This is a genomic window from Bacillus sp. PS196 (assembly GCF_037963555.1).
GTDB classification, from domain to species: domain Bacteria; phylum Bacillota; class Bacilli; order Bacillales; family Bacillaceae; genus Bacillus; species Bacillus subtilis.
The window spans coordinates 1,583,719-1,599,047 of the sequence record NZ_CP150159.1 but is presented as its reverse complement, the minus strand read 5'-3'; the positions used below and the strand labels follow the sequence as shown (position 1 = coordinate 1,599,047).

The 15,329-nt window shown below is 43.5% G+C and carries 14 protein-coding genes, 1 riboswitch and 1 other annotated feature (1 of these 16 running past the window's edge); all 14 genes read right to left on the bottom strand.

Annotated elements, in window-relative coordinates; genetic code table 11:
• Positions 1-71, bottom strand: a binding site (T-box leader) (it extends 156 nt beyond the left edge of the window).
• 62 nt (positions 72-133) lie between these two features.
• The 14 genes from divIVA to ftsZ all read right to left on the bottom strand — a co-directional run bounded on the left by divIVA (position 134) and on the right by ftsZ (position 15,315).
• The gene (gene divIVA, locus NST79_RS08485) at positions 134-628 is read right to left on the bottom strand and encodes a septum site-determining protein DivIVA (RefSeq protein ID WP_003221468.1); all 495 of its coding nucleotides are present in this window, start codon (positions 626-628) and stop codon (positions 134-136) included.
• A gap of 93 nt (positions 629-721) precedes the next feature.
• On the bottom strand, positions 722-1,495 hold the full coding sequence (locus NST79_RS08480) for an RNA-binding protein (RefSeq protein WP_015252130.1): 774 nt from the start codon (positions 1,493-1,495) through the stop codon (positions 722-724).
• Positions 1,496-1,555: 60 nt separating this feature from the next.
• Positions 1,556-1,828 carry a YggT family protein gene (locus NST79_RS08475; RefSeq protein WP_003221463.1) on the bottom strand — a complete coding sequence of 91 codons (273 nt, stop codon included), beginning with the start codon at positions 1,826-1,828 and terminating at the stop codon, positions 1,556-1,558.
• Between the two features lie 6 nt (positions 1,829-1,834).
• Entirely contained in the window at positions 1,835-2,290 is a 456-nt protein-coding gene (gene sepF / locus NST79_RS08470) for a cell division protein SepF (RefSeq protein ID WP_003244791.1), read from the bottom strand.
• A complete protein-coding gene (locus NST79_RS08465; RefSeq protein WP_014479734.1) occupies positions 2,287-2,979 on the bottom strand; it encodes a YggS family pyridoxal phosphate-dependent enzyme in 693 nt (230 codons plus the stop codon). Before NST79_RS08465 ends, sepF begins: the two co-directional genes overlap by 4 nt.
• A 6-nt stretch (positions 2,980-2,985) precedes the next feature.
• The gene (gene pgeF / locus NST79_RS08460) at positions 2,986-3,822 is read right to left on the bottom strand and encodes a peptidoglycan editing factor PgeF (RefSeq protein ID WP_212060505.1); all 837 of its coding nucleotides are present in this window, start codon (positions 3,820-3,822) and stop codon (positions 2,986-2,988) included.
• A gap of 162 nt (positions 3,823-3,984) precedes the next feature.
• Positions 3,985-4,230, bottom strand: a complete 246-nt coding sequence (locus NST79_RS08455; RefSeq protein ID WP_003232153.1) for a YlmC/YmxH family sporulation protein — start codon at positions 4,228-4,230, stop codon at positions 3,985-3,987.
• Between the two features lie 82 nt (positions 4,231-4,312).
• Positions 4,313-5,593: an acetylornithine deacetylase gene (gene ylmB, locus NST79_RS08450; RefSeq protein WP_212060507.1), complete on the bottom strand. Its 1,281-nt coding sequence runs from the start codon at positions 5,591-5,593 to the stop codon at positions 4,313-4,315.
• 87 nt (positions 5,594-5,680) lie between these two features.
• Positions 5,681-5,782: riboswitch (TPP riboswitch) on the bottom strand.
• Positions 5,783-5,794: 12 nt separating this feature from the next.
• On the bottom strand, positions 5,795-6,589 hold the full coding sequence (locus tag NST79_RS08445; RefSeq protein WP_212060509.1) for an ABC transporter ATP-binding protein: 795 nt from the start codon (positions 6,587-6,589) through the stop codon (positions 5,795-5,797).
• A gap of 147 nt (positions 6,590-6,736) precedes the next feature.
• Entirely contained in the window at positions 6,737-7,519 is a 783-nt protein-coding gene (gene sigG / locus NST79_RS08440; RefSeq protein WP_009967190.1) for an RNA polymerase sporulation sigma factor SigG, read from the bottom strand.
• Positions 7,520-7,658: 139 nt separating this feature from the next.
• A complete protein-coding gene (gene sigE, locus NST79_RS08435) occupies positions 7,659-8,378 on the bottom strand; it encodes an RNA polymerase sporulation sigma factor SigE (RefSeq protein ID WP_003221446.1) in 720 nt (239 codons plus the stop codon).
• Positions 8,379-8,440: 62 nt separating this feature from the next.
• Positions 8,441-9,370 carry a sigma-E processing peptidase SpoIIGA gene (gene spoIIGA, locus NST79_RS08430; RefSeq protein ID WP_003232163.1) on the bottom strand — a complete coding sequence of 310 codons (930 nt, stop codon included), beginning with the start codon at positions 9,368-9,370 and terminating at the stop codon, positions 8,441-8,443.
• A 192-nt stretch (positions 9,371-9,562) separates the two neighbouring features.
• On the bottom strand, positions 9,563-13,864 hold the full coding sequence (locus NST79_RS08425; protein ID WP_212060510.1) for a S8 family peptidase: 4,302 nt from the start codon (positions 13,862-13,864) through the stop codon (positions 9,563-9,565).
• Positions 13,865-14,166: 302 nt separating this feature from the next.
• Positions 14,167-15,315, bottom strand: a complete 1,149-nt coding sequence (gene ftsZ, locus NST79_RS08420) for a cell division protein FtsZ (RefSeq protein WP_003232167.1) — start codon at positions 15,313-15,315, stop codon at positions 14,167-14,169.
• Between the last annotated feature and the right edge of the window lie 14 nt (positions 15,316-15,329).

Here is a 15,329-nt window from a genome sequence, read left to right as displayed (position 1 = left end):
GGACTCTCACCATCTCCGGGTCGCTATGAAGGCCTGAAGGAAACATGACTGTCCCTTTCAACCGTTTTTTCATCTGAATTTATGAACGTATTATATTCGACAAGCTAAGAAAATGTCAAGATAATCAGAGAATTTATTCCTTTTCCTCAAATACAGCGTCGACTTCATACTCAAGGAGATGATCCCAATCGTCATTTTTCAGAAGATCAAGCTGAGCTTCAATCAGCATTTGGAAACGTGTTCTGAACACTTTAGACTGTTTTTTCAGCTCTTCAATTTCCATTGCAATTTTTCTTGATTTTGATAACGATTCGTTGATAATGCGATCAGCGTTTTTCTCCGCTTCCCGAACAATCAGCTTTGCCTCTTTTTGAGAATTGCGTTTTACGTCTTCAGCCGCTTCTTGAGCAACTAAAATTGATTTATTCAATGTTTCCTCAATATTGGCAAAGTGTCCGATTCTTTCATCTAGCTCATTGACTTTCGCTTCAAGCTCAGTTTTCTTGCGGAGAACAATTTCGTAATCTTTTCTGACTTGGGCTAGGAATTCATTTACTTCATCTTCATCATATCCGCGAAAACTTTTTGTAAACGTCTTGTTGTGAATATCATTTGGCGTTAATGGCATGATGCCACCTCCATTTTTACATTTCAGTACGGTTATCTAGTTCACATTATAAAACAAATTTCGCACAGATGGAGAAAAAAACTGAAAAACCGACTATTTTTGTCGTTCAAACGTAACTCTCCATTTGTCTTTTTTGGTTTTTCCTTCGATTTTTGTTAAGCTGCACCGGCCAAAACCTCTGATTGACAGCATGTCCCCTTCCGCGACTATGTATGAAGGATCTTCAACCACCTTCCAGTTCACTTTCACAAGGCCGTTTTTCACAAGCGTCTGTGATTTCTGGCGGGATTGCCTGCTCATAGAGGCGCAGACGGCGTCAAGCCTTAAAGAAGAAACCGTGTCATCTCTTATTTCGACATCAACTGCTGGAATGTTAAGGTCTGACAAGTCGATTTTCTCTAGGCTGACCGCCGCTTTGCCTGCTTGGGTCAGCTGTGCAGCCACAAAATCAGCGGTATCGGCTGAGACAATCAATTGCACTGCTGTCTCAGAAAACACGATGTCACCGAATTTTTGCCGCTTTAATCCTATGCCCATTAATGCACCAAGCAGAGAACGATGATCTACTGAGACAAACTTGTCAGCATAACGGACGTTAAACGCCTGCAATTCAAAATCCGATTCTTCCGGAGTAATGTACTCTGGATACAGAATCGCCCGTTTCCGCTCCGCTCTGTTATAACCGCCGGAAAAAGCAAGCCCGACGTCAGCCTGTCCCGTAACAGCAGAGAGGATGACCTGCTCTCGGGGGTCTAAAAAGTCGGTCAGCTTCATCCGGTACTGCTCCTGGACAATTCTTTTCCATTCGAGCGCCTGATCAATAAAGGCCCGCTCGTCTTTTCTGAAGTGCTGATATATATCGCTCATCGTCTTTCCCTTCTATGTAAAGAGGCTTGGCTGCTGCCAAGCCCCTATCAAACTGTCACATTAAAACGCAATCATGCGATAAAGTCCCCACAAGCCGGTTGTCGCAAACCGAAGCACAAGTATTGCTACGATTGGTGAAATATCCAGCATTGCAATCGGAGGGATGATTTTTCTGAATGGTTCGAGATATGGTTCACAAATCGAAGCCAAAAAACGCCCGACTGCTGTTTCCCTCGTACTCGGCACCCATGACATAAAAATATATATGATCAGGGCAAATGAGTATATTGTGATTAATAAGCTTAAAACCGAAAAAACTTGATAAAGGATCATCTCGCTTTACCACCTCTGATGTTCGTCTTCAGATATGAGCTCAGAAATTGTGCCTGATACATCTACGTTGTCAGGCGTGCAGAGGAAAATATCTGAGCCGATTCTTTGAATATCGCCGCCAATGGCATAAACGGTTCCGCTTAAAAAGTCAACAATCCGCTTCGCCTGGTCATGCTGTATCCGCTGAAGATTGACGACAACTGCCCGCCGGTTCTTCAAATGGTCGGCTATTTCCTGCGCCTCCGCATAAACGCGCGGCTCACTCAACACCACTTTAGAGGATTTCTGAACACTTTGCAAGCTCACTACATTCTGTTTGCCCGCAGGTTTATTCCCGTTGTAAGCCGGCTTTTCTTTTTGCTCATGCTCCTCATGAGATTCCCGCTCTGTCTCAATATATTCATATTCGTATTCTTCATCTTCCATTGAGAAAAAGTTTTTCAGTTTATTTTTCATACTCATTGCTGTACACCCCCTGTTTCATTTCCGACTAACGATGAGCCGATTCTAATATAAGTAGCTCCTTCTTCAATTGCAATTTCAAAATCATTTGACATGCCCATCGACAGTTCAGTACACGGAGCGTTCGGCTGGTTCAGCTTCTGAACCTGGTCACGGAGTTCTCTCAGCGACCTGAAACAGCTTCTGATCTGATCTTGATCATCAGTCAGCGGAGCCATTGTCATCAGCCCGGCAACAAGGATATGTTCGAAACCGGAAAGCTCCTGTATGAATGGAATGACTTCTTCTTTTTTCATGCCGTGTTTAGAAGGCTCAAGAGAGGTATTGACCTGCACAAAGCATCGTACAGTACCTTCAGCCCGTTTTTCAATTTCTTTCGCTAATGAGAGCCGGTCTAGGGAATGGATATAGGAAACCGCATTGACGACAGATTTTGCTTTTCTTGATTGCAGACTGCCGATAAAATGCCATTCCGGATTCCCTTTCATCAATTCCTGTTTGCGGAGCAGTTCCGCATCCCGATTCTCTCCGAGGCAGGTGATGCCAGCATCTACTGCCTCCTGTGCTCTTTCAGGCGATACATATTTAGTGACTGCAATAACCGTAACTTCATCGGAGCTGCGGCCCGATCTGTTACATGCTTCGTTTATTCGTTCGTTTATATGTCGTAAATTATCAACAACACGCAAGATCTTTTATGCCTCCTTCATTCCGATAAAGGACATCATCCGTCCAGTTTTCCCCTGATCGCGGCGGTGAGAATAGAAAAGAGACGGCTCGCTTTCCGTGCATAAACCGCTGACAGAAATTTGTTCACTTGCCAAACCGCTGTCCATCAGTATAAGACGGTTCAGCTCTTTCAGATCAAGCTGATATTGTGCCTTTGCCGTCTGATTAACGACAAGGTCTGCTGAAACCGGCAATGCGCGGACAGCATCCATGACGCGGTCGTCTACCGTATAGCATGCTCCGCTGATAGACGGGCCAATAACAGCGTAAATATCTGAGAGATTTGAACCTTCCTTCTCAGTCCATTGCTTCACCATTTCTCTGCCAATCTGTTTGACGGTGCCTTTCCACCCGGCATGGGCGACTCCGACAAGCGACTTAACCGGATCATAAAAGAAAAGAGGCACACAATCAGCAAAGCATAATGCTAAAAATACATTTTTTTCATTTGTATAGAGCCCGTCCGTTGCTTTTAGAGCCGTGTGATACTCACGGGCGCCTTTTCCCCTATCCCTCTGCGTCACTTTCTGAACGCGATTATCATGTGTCTGATCAGCGAATACCCAAGACTGCAAATCAGTATTAAACATATCGGCAATATATTCACGATTTTTAACTACATCTGCATCTTTGTCATGAACGTGCAATCCTGTATTTAACGATTCAAAAGGCTTTTGGCTGACACCGCCGTTTTTTGTCGTAAATCCGGCAATGACCTCTTTGTTGTTTTGATTCGTTTGAGCCCAGTCTTGTATCATGAGTGTCGAGGGTGTGGTAAGACTGAATGGGTGATATGTATTCATGATGATCCAACCTTTCGACAAACATTTAAAAAAGCGGAATTTCCCACTTATTTTACCACATCTTACTGCATTCGTTGAGCGCCGATTTGCATATTTCTAAATGAAATGTGCCGGAAGAATCGAGACTTCCGGCATTTGCCAATCTGCGGCAGACAAGCAGGTTTATGCATGCGGTTCACTTAATCGGACTAAGATTACATCTTCCCCGATTTTTACTATATTTCGCCATGGAATGACCAATTCCTCTTCTTTTCCAAAAAATCCGAGAACTTTCCCATTTCCTCCGAGTATGATCGCCTGAATTTTTCCAGTGGTCACATTGATATCAATATCACCAATACTCCCCAGCTTTTTTCCGTTTGAGACATTGACGACATCCTTTACCTGAAATTCTGAAATGCTGATCATTCCATCACGTCCTTTTTCCGTCCTTTTGTTCAAGTATATGAACGGGCAGGCTGAACCTTGTCAGCAAGAAGAAATTTTCATGTCATTGTTCTTTTTTCCGGCTGCACCAGCTGATGATAAAATCGAGTAAAATTTTTGTATACTCTACTAGCTGCTCAATCGATACCTTCTCGTTCACAGAGTGTGCATTGTGCAGATCTCCAGGACCGTATATTACGCATGGAATACCGGCATCATACAGCCATCCGCCATCTGTAACTGATTGAGAAACGTCAATAATTGGACACTCCCGTTTCACTTTCTGATGAGAGGCAGTTAGCGCTAAGACGCCTGGGTGGCCAGAGTCAACTTCCAATGCCGGAAAAATTTCTCCTCTGTCTTCTATCATAGATGAGCCTCCCCACTTGAATACAGGGCGGTTTTCCCTAAGCCAAATATCACTGTCACTCAGCCGATTGACGTAATCTTCTATTTCCGCTGCCACTTGGTCATGGGTTTCATTTGGATAAAAATGGACTGTGATCCACAGCCGGCATTCGTCCGCTATAAAAGCCGCATGTCTGCCGCCTTCTATAACTGCCGGATTAATCGTATTTGTGCCTGGTTTAAAACCGGGATAACTTTTCATAATGGACCAGTGGCGCTCAAGTTCACCGAGCCCCGCAATGATTTTCGCCATTTTTTCAATTGCGCTTGCTCCGAATGTTCCTCCGCCTGCGTGAATCATATTCCGTCTCGTTCCATCATGAAATGTTTGACTGCTTTTGATTTCAATCCAGCCTGTAATGACACCGCCTTGGCCTTGAATATGCATATCGCTCGTATCCGCGACAATTGCAAAATCAGCGTGGTAGCCCCTCTTGCAGCATTCAAGTGTGCCGGCCTCTCCAACTTCCTCCCCAATAACCGATTGCAGAATCAGATCACCTGGAAGCTCAATGCCGGCTTCACGAATTAATTTGACAGCAAACAGCACACAAGCCATTCCGTCCTTCATATCGGAAGCGCCTCGCCCGATTAAGAGACCGTTTTTTTCAATGGGATGAAACGGATCGTGCTTCCATTCTTCATCCTCTTTTACCTCTGCCACATCTACATGACCATTGATAATCAGGCTGTAATAATCTGCTGAATCTGTTCCCTTTAGCTTGCCGACAACATTGGGATCTCCAGGGTACACATCCCATTTGTCGATCGAGAATCCCAATTCATTTAAAAATCCCGCAATCCATGACTGAATGCCCTCTGTATTTCTTGCAGGCGGAGCGGGTGTTTGATAAGAAATCAGTGTTTTAGCAAGCTGAATAAGCTCCTCCTTTTGTTCTTCCACTTTTTTTTGCAAAGAGTCTATTTGTTGATCCAATGTAAATCCGCTCCTATTCTTTAAAATCAAAAAAGCCGTTTCAAATGTGATGAAACGGCTTAATAAAAACAAACGGAGTCCGATGTACTCCGCTTTTCACCGCTTCCCTCCGCTGGCATGATCCAGATCAGGTCAAAAGGGTTGAGACAAAGTCTCTCTCAGCTTCGTAAAGCACCCCTAGGATGAATCTATATATGTTTGTCAGGCATTCGTTATCGGCTCAGCTCTTGTTAAAAACGGCCGATCCTGATTCCATAATACATGGATTGGCGTATCAAAAAAAGCGGAAAGTATTTGATCAGTAAGCATTTCCTTTATTTCTCCGGATCCAAAGACCTCTCCCTGTTTTAATAAAAGGGCTTTATCAAAGACAGGCAAAATTTCTTCAGCATGATGAGTCACATAAAGGATAGATGGTGCATTTTCTTTGTTTGCAATGTATGTAATCGTATCTAACAACTTTTCCCGGGCAATAAAATCCAGTCCTGTGACTGGTTCATCCAGTATCAGCAACTCCGGATCGGCCATTAGTGCTCTAGCAATCAACGCTCTTTGTTTTTCCCCTTGAGAAAGGGTTTCATAGCGGCGATCGGCATATTCAATTGCTCCCAAGTCCTCTAACAAACCAATCGCTTTTTTCCTGGTTTCCTTACTTGGCGTTTCATATAACCCAATCGAAGCGTAAGCTCCGCTCAAAGCAATTTCAAAGGCTGAATCTGCCGGATACAATTTTTGCTGAAGAGCTGCTGAGACGAGGCCAATTTTACGTCTGAGCTTTTCCCCAAGCTCTGTTTTGCCAAATTCATGGCCAAGCACCTGCATCTCGCCTGATGTTGGAAAATAATATGAGCAAAGCATATTTAACAGCGCTGTCTTCCCGGCGCCATTTAGGCCGTAAAGCACCCAATTTTCCTTTTCTTCCACCTTCCAATGAATATCTCTCAGTATCCATTTCCCATTCCGTTTTAGTGAGACATTGTCAAGCTGCAAAATCATCGTGGTCCTCCTCTTTATTGCCTTTTATAATTGTTTTAATTTTCATAAAACTTTGTACGAACTAGGATACCTTACTTTTTCCAAAACGTAAACCATCCGTAATCAATAGAAAAGCCTTTAAAACAACATCGTTTTAAAGGCTTTTCATTATTGATGAATATTTTTATTCATTTGTTTGATAGCCGCTTTTTCAAGTCTGGACACCTGCGCTTGAGAAATTCCGATTTCCTCGGCGACTTCCATTTGGGTTTTCCCTTGGAAGAATCGCTTTCTCAAAATCATTTTTTCCCTATCATTCAGCCTTCTCATGCCCTCTTTTAAAGCCAGCTCTTCAATCCATTGTGAATCTGTGTTACGCTCATCACTGATTTGGTCCATCACATAGATCGGGTCTCCGCCATCGTTATAGATCGGTTCAAATAGAGAAACCGGATCCTGGATGGCATCAAGCGCAAATACAATTTCCTCATGCGGTACTTCAAGAACTTTTGCGATGTCTTCTGCAGTCGGCTCCTTGCTTGTCTCACTGATTAACCGCTCTCTTACCTGAAGCGCCTTGTAAGCGATATCCCGGAGTGATCTTGAGACACGGATCGGGTTATTATCGCGTAAATACCTGCGGATCTCTCCGATAATCATAGGTACAGCGTATGTTGAAAACTTAACATTGTGGCTTAGGTCAAAATTATCAATGGATTTCATTAGTCCGATGCAGCCGACTTGAAATAAGTCATCAACATACTCCCCTCTGTTATTAAATCGTTGAATGACACTTAAGACAAGACGCAAGTTCCCGTTTACAAGCTTTTCTCTTGCTGAATCATCGCCTTCATCCTGCAGCTGCCTAAACAGCTTTCTCATCTCTTCATTCTTGAGTACTGGTAATTTGGAGGTATCCACCCCGCAGATTTCGACTTTATTTCTCGACACTTTTTTCCCTCCCTACAGGAGCTGCTGTACAACGTTAAGTATCTCCTTGGGTGGGAAAAATATGCACTGCACTCAGACCGAAAAACTGTCGAAATCAGGAAATCCCTGTAAAATCAAGGGGTTCTAACCATAAAATTTTTTACACCATTTTGTTGAACTCTTTTCTCAACCTTTTTATAATTCTTTTCTCAAGCCGCGAAATATAAGACTGAGAAATCCCCATCATATCCGCTACATCCTTTTGGGTTTTTTCTTCTTCACCGACAAGCCCAAACCGCAGCTCCATGATTTGCTTTTCTCTCTCATTAAGCTGTTCAAGCGCTTTTTTCAAAAGCTTTTTATCGACGTTAGCTTCTATGTCTTTAGTGATGATGTCATCGTCAGTGCCGAGCACATCAGAAAGCAAAAGCTCATTGCCGTCCCAATCAATATTAAGCGGTTCATCAAAGGAAACCTCTGAACGGATTTTGTTATTTCTTCTTAAATACATCAGGATTTCATTTTCTATACACCGGGAGGCATAGGTAGCAAGCTTGATTTTCTTTTCTGGATTGAATGTATTCACAGCTTTGATTAGACCGATGGTACCGATGCTGATTAAATCCTCTATATTAATTCCCGTATTTTCAAATTTACGGGCGATATATACGACCAGACGCAAATTGCGTTCAATTAGAATGGCGCGCGCCGCCTGATCGCCGTTTGGGAGCTTCATTAACAAAACCTGCTCCTCATCTTTAGATAATGGAGGCGGCAGGGCTTCACTCCCGCCTATGTAATAGACTTCATCACTTTTCAGCCCAAGTTTCATCAGCAGCTTATACCAGAGGTGCGTCAACCGCAATTTCAGTTTTTTCATCTTCCTCTCCCTTCTAAATGTCACGCCGTTTGAGTATGATAAGTAACGGACATTTGCGAACATTATGAAACGTGTTTGACAGCCTTGCCCGAAAGCATTTTCGGATGAATAATCGCGTCAAACTCTCCATCTGCCGACAGCTTTGTTGTGCTGATACCGATTAAACATTTATCTGCAGAAATCATTTCTTCTTTTGTCATAATCGTTACGTGATCCGGTTTAACGCATAATAAAAATTGATTTTGCTGACCAACTCCCCTGTATGGAATCAACCTCATTTTATCTAAAAAGCGAAAGGAATCATCGAGCTGTTCGATGGCTTCCAATGGGTCTGTGTTTCGAATGATCATCGTTTCGGCTGTTCCGAAAATCGGCTCCAATTTATCAATGTAAATGATCATTACCGGTGTTTTTGTAAGAGGATCGTACAGCTGGTTACCGGAATCAATCAGGCCTCTGACATGAAGTGTTTGGCTGCCCAAATCTGCCTGCACGCTGACTCGTTCCTCATATTGAATGTTTTTTGTTTCAATATCTTCAATTCTTCTTTTAGAAAAAAACCATAATGCTGGAAAGCCACCAACAATAAACAACCAGCTGATCGGGTCTCCAAACCCTGTTTGATTGGTAATCATGACACCGTTTTGAACAATAGAATTTGACTGCAGCAAAGAATGGGCTCCGATAATTCCTCCCCCCATTAAAAAAGTGGCAAAATAAAAGGAAAACAAATTTTGAAAGAAAAACCGAAATCTTTTAAAGCCAAATGTCACCACCACAATCACAACTGAAAAAGCTAGCTTCCCAGCCGGATGTTCAACAATCGGCGAAAAAGGAGTAAACATCAAAAGGACAATACTGGAACCGATGAACGCTCCGCCTACCAGTCTTCTTTTTTTTACATGCCGTTTTAAAATAAATGCCGTGAGCAAAAGCAAAAGTGCATCAAAACAAAAGTTTAACAGCCAAATGACATCTAAATAGATTTTCACATCTGACTCCTTTCTTTCTTGCCTTACGCTGTTCCCCTTCTTGCTTCATAAGTATAAAGCAAGCTCTGTGGGAAAGTCTGTCAATTAATGTTGAGAGGAAAATACAATTTTTCAGGGAAATCTGCTTAATTTGTCGAGGAAGTATAATGAGAGGATATAAAAAAGCTGCCAATGACGGCAGCTTTTTTCCACTTAATTTTCTGTGTTGATATTAAGTTTTCCATTCGCAGTTTTTCTTGTTTCATTTCCATAATCATCTCGGACGATCACTTCTACTTTTGCTCCTTTTGCTTTAATAGAAGAAGTGGCTGTCCAATAGCCTTCATATCTCCCCGGAGAGATTTCTCTTAACGGGAGTTCGGTGGCGTTTTGCACACTCGCTCTTGCATTCGTCAGCGGCATACGAATGATAAACGTTGCATCCAAATCCTCAGCGCTTGAGAAAGCGATTTTCACAGATTCACCGACTTTTAAGTTTTTATCCTCTCCCGGAATTAAGCCGGAAATGACAGGCTTGTCAAAGTTCACATCAATGACTGTCTTTTTCGTCGTTTTGTTGCCTGCCAAGTCTGTAGCAATCACCTTGATTTCATTTCTTCCATATTCCAAAAGAATACGGGCTGAGTATGAACCATCAGCTACTGTTGCTTTTTTGCCATTCACCTTGACGTCTTTCAGATTGTCATCGGATACAGCCCCTTTGACAGTCAGCGTTTCTTTATTTGTTTTCCCGCCATCCTTTGGATTGTCCAGCGTTAACTCAGGCTTTTCTTGATCAAGCGTGACCGTGATTGGGCTGGAGGCATCTGTTGTTCCGTTGTCAGTTGATGCAGTTGCCGTCAGCTCATTTTCACCCTTGTTGAGTGTGATGCCTGCATGGAACGTGCCATCCGCAGCGGCTTTCGTTTCTCCTGCCTCTTTCTCTCCATTATAAATGTGTACCGTTGTACCAGGAGAAGCTTTTCCTTTTACAGTGACGCTATCCTTATTTGTGTATGATTTGTCTGTCGGTGAAGTAATCTCAGGTACAGCAGCTTCGTAATCAACTAATGCGCGAATCATATAGTTGCCGTCTGCTTTGTCACCCGGCTCCCATTGTCCACCTATATACTGCCAGTTGCGGCCGGAATTCTTGCCGGTTTCATCCATTGCCAGTCCAGGTGAATACGGGTCAGGTTTCGACTGGATATATACGAGATAAAAGTCTTTATCGACCATAATCCCTTTTGAACTGAGATCTACCTTAGTCCACTCGCCATTGCGAAGAGCTTCAGCGTTAAATGGCCCGGCAATTTTCTTGCCCGGTGCTCCGTCTTTTCCTGTGGCATCGTATACCTCAACCTTAAACTCTGTGCCGCCCGGATCTGGGAACTCTGTATCCCAGAATCTAAACAGCCCTCCTGTAAGCATGCCTTTGTCCTTGCCGTCAGCGAGCGTCATTTTTACCGCCCATCCGTTACCGGCAGCAAAATAGGAATTGGCATTCTCCGCTGTTCCGTCATCATATGCAATTTCACCCGGATAACCGACGAAAGGCTTCAATGCAGTTTCTTTTGTAACATCACCTTTTAACTCAACGGAAAATTCATCACTGTAATAACCCGGTGCAGCGACTTTAATCGTATAAGCGCCTTCATAGGCCTCCAGCGTATATTCACCTTTGTCGTTTGTCATAGCCGGTTCCACAGCAGCATCCTCTACAACATAAACGGAAGCGCCTGTTACCGGCTCTCCTGTCGTTTTATTGATGACCGTGCCTTTTAATGTGCCCTTCTTCATCTCTTCTAACGTAAAATTAGCTTGTGTCGTCTGATCCGTCTTTAAAGATACTTTTTGTGTTTTCGACTGATAACCATATGCTTCTGCCATAAGCGTATAGTCTCCCGCTTTGTGCTTCAGCGTGTACTGCCCTGTGGATTGATCTGAATATGTTGATTTTCCTGTTTCCACTACACTGACTTGTGCCCTGAGCGGCAAAACTTGAGGCTGTATAGCCTTGTTCTGATGTTTTACCGCTGTGTTTGCAGATGGCTTAGCCTTTTTCGGATTTACTGGCTTTTTCTTTTGCTTTCCAGACGGCTTTTCGACGCCCAGCTTATTCTTTTTGACTGTTTTTCCGGCTGATTTGTCAGAAAGCACTACATCATCAATATACCAGCCCTCTTTTGCAATGCTTTCATCAGATTGAAGGTTAAACATCACTTGAATGTTTTGGCCTTTATAAGCCGATAAATCAATTTCTTCGTCCGTCCAGCTTGATGTCTTTCCGTTATAGACACCAGCCTGCTCCCAATTCTTTTCACCTTCCGGAAGAACAAAAACGTAGCCGTAATCAAAATCATCCTCTAAATTGTGCCAGCTTTTAAATTGAAGGAACAGACTTCCTGAATCAGGTGCTTTAATAGGAGGCATAACAAGGTTCATGTTTGCTGAGTTGGCATAATTTCCTGTCAAATTCGTTCCATATACTTTTTCTCCGGATGCTGCTGTATTTGGGCCAGTTGACGGAACTCCCCATTCCCAGTTATTATTTGTTCCGCTCGCAACCCAGCCGCCGGGTGCAGTTTCAAAGTCCTGCTTATATCCCGCCGTGATGCTTGGTTTCACTGTTACATCGTATACGTCAGACGAAACGACATGACCGCCAAAATCGTGAATCATCCACTTATAGCTTAGTTTAGTTCCTTTTATATCTGGGATCTCTGCCTGATACGTTCCTTTTAGATGATCACCGCTGATTCGTTTAGCCGTTATTTCTGTCCATTCACCTTGATCAAGCTTGTAGGACAGCTTTACAGATGTCACACTCACATTGTCTTCAGCTGTCAAAGTCAGTGGCAGGCTACCACCTTCATAAGCTTCAGTTACTTTCTCATGCTGATAGACAGGAGGCTCTTGGTCATCCCCCTCTACAGAAACTTGTCCTTCCGCTTTGCCTAAACCATCTGTAACAGCGGATACAGCATCAAAAGCATTCACCAGACCATGGCCATATCCGTTATTCGGTGAATCAGGAAATGTTGAATCCGTGAGCGGTTCAGCCGTGCTGGTTAATATATCCTCCATCTCATCAACAGAAAGTGAGGCATTCGCCTGTTTCAGCAGTGCAGCAACAGCGGATACATGCGGCCCTGCCATTGATGTGCCGTCCCAACCATCCTCATATGTCTGACCAGGAACGGATGAACGAATATTAACGCCCGGTGCAGATATTTCCGGCTTTATCTCATCATATGGAGATGGCCCTTGAAGAGAAAAGTCAGCGAGCTTTTTATTGATATCAGTCGCTCCAGTTGCAAACGATTCTGGATAGTTTGCCGGATTTGCGATAGAACCAGGCCCGCCGGGAATAAAGAGATCCGTATTCCCCGCTGAAAACTCTGGGAAAATATCGGCCGCACGCCAGGCATTGACCATGTCTCTGTACCATTCATCAAGTCCAGAACCCCCTCCCCATGAGTTATTGACAACATCAGGAGCCATTTCCGGGTGGGGATTTCCTTCCGCGTCCTTTGGTGCTAAAACCCATTCACCAGCTTCCAAAATGTCAGCATCAGTGCCGCCATCTTCAGAGAACGCTTTAACAGCAATCCATTTTGCGCCAGGCGCTACACCGATTTGATTTGTTCCATCAGGTTCAGAGCCCACCATCGTGCCTGTCACATGGGTTCCATGAGCCAAATCATCATAAGGGCTTGCCTCGCCTGCTACGGCATCATACCAGTTCATTTCATTTTCAGGCTCATTAGGATTTTCCGGATTATATCCGCGATATTTCTCTTTTAATGCCGGATGATTCCATTCCACCCCGGTATCAATGGACGCAACAACCGTGCCAGTTCCATCATATCCAAGTGCCCAAGCTTTTGGAGCTTCGATTTGGTCTACATTCCATTCCACACCGTCAGTTGCTTTAACAGCTTTCTGTGCTTTTTTCATATTAAATGGGGAGGATGACTTAAAAAGCTGCCGTTTCTCATTAGGAAGCACCTTTTCCACTTCGGGAAACTGCGCCACTTTTTCCATAACCTCTTTTGAGGCATGAACAGCAATCCCGTTCACCACATAATAAGAATGAATTTGGTCTGCATTTCCTTTATCTTTCTGGGTGTTCAAGTATTTTAGGACATCTTGCTGGGATTCATCGGCTGTGACTTTTAAAGCTGACACAACAGCAGAACGCTTTTGATATTCCGCCTTAGCGGCAGACAGCTTCTTCGATTTCGCTTTTTTAACAGCCGCTTTTGCCGCTTTTTCTGTGTTAGCCTGATCTTTAAATTTAATCAGAAAAGTCGTTTTTTCTTTCTTTTTAAAGCTTTTCTTTAATGAACTCGAAATCTTGTTTTGAATGGATTCCGCAGATTGAAGCTCCTTTTTAACAGAAGGTGAGGTGACTTTACTGCTTGCCCCGGCTGATCCCGGAAACAGCAGTGAACTGATGACAACTGTACTTAAAACAGAGCTGATGAGTCTGTTTTTCGTTTTTTTCTTCATTTTCATCCCCCTTTTTCAACATGCTTTTTAAAAAAAGTGTCGTCCCTCCTTTTAATAATGAATGGTTTGTCAGAACATCGCTGTATATTAACTGTAGACAATCTGAATTACAGATATTGTCGTTTCATGTCATTCATTTTCCATATATATGAAAATGATAAAAATGTCACAAAAATAAATAGGTCTAATTATCTGTTTTGTTACTAAGCGAAGGAAGCAATAGGGAAAAAGACTTTATAAGAAGGAAAGTGTGAAGAGAAAAACAAAAAAGGACAAAATCGAAAACGATTTTGTCCTTTACATTAGCCGCGTTTATTACGGTTTCTTAAGAATGTCGGGATGTCAAGCGTATCATCAGCCGGCTGTGAAGTATGACGGCTTACTGTATTCTGCTGCTGAGGCTCCTCACGTTTTGGCTCACGCTTCGGAACACTTTGGTTGTGTGTTTTGATGCTTTGATTTAAGCTTGGACGCTGAGGCTTCGTCACGTCCTTCTCTTGTTCGATAAAGCCGGTTGCAATCACTGTCACCACAATCTCATCTTTTAGATTTTCATTAATAACAGAACCGAAAATCATGTTTACGTCTTGATCAGACGCCGAAGCGACAATGTCTGCTGCTTCCTGAACCTCATATAGGCTGAGGTTTGTTCCTCCAGTGATGTTCATGAGGACGCCTTGCGCACCGTCAATGGCCGCTTCAAGAAGCGGGCTGGAAATTGCTTTTTTTGCTGCCTCTGCCGCGCGATTTTCCCCAGTAGCAATACCGATACCCATCAAAGCAGATCCTTTGTTTGACATGATTGTTTTCACATCAGCAAAGTCAAGGTTGATAAGACCAGGTGTAGCAATCAAGTCAGAAATACCTTGAACCCCTTGGCGAAGTACGTTATCCGCTTCACGGAATGCTTCAAGCATCGGTGTGTTTTTATCAACAATTTCAAGGATACGGTCGTTCGGGATCACGATCAGTGTATCCACCGCTTCTTTCATTGCCGAGATTCCGCCTGCAGCCTGAAGCTGTCTTTTGCGTCCTTCGAAGGTAAACGGTCTTGTCACAACGCCGACAGTTAATGCGCCTAAGTCTTTCGCGATTTGTGCGATAACCGGTGCGGCACCTGTTCCTGTTCCGCCGCCCATACCAGCTGTCACGAATACCATGTCAGCACCTTTAAGTGCTTCTTCAATCTGCTCTTTGCTTTCTTCAGCGGCTTTTTTCCCGACCTCTGGATTCGCACCTGCTCCCAATCCTCTAGTCAGCTTTGCGCCGATTTGCATTTTCACTTCTGCTTTTGACAGGTTAAGAGCTTGAGCGTCCGTGTTTACCGCGATATACTCTACTCCTTGCACTTCATTTTCAATCATTCGGTTAACGGCGTTGTTTCCGCCGCCTCCTACTCCGATTACTTTAATTGATGCTAAGCCGTCTATGTTTGTTTCAAACTCCAACATGCTAAATCCTCCTA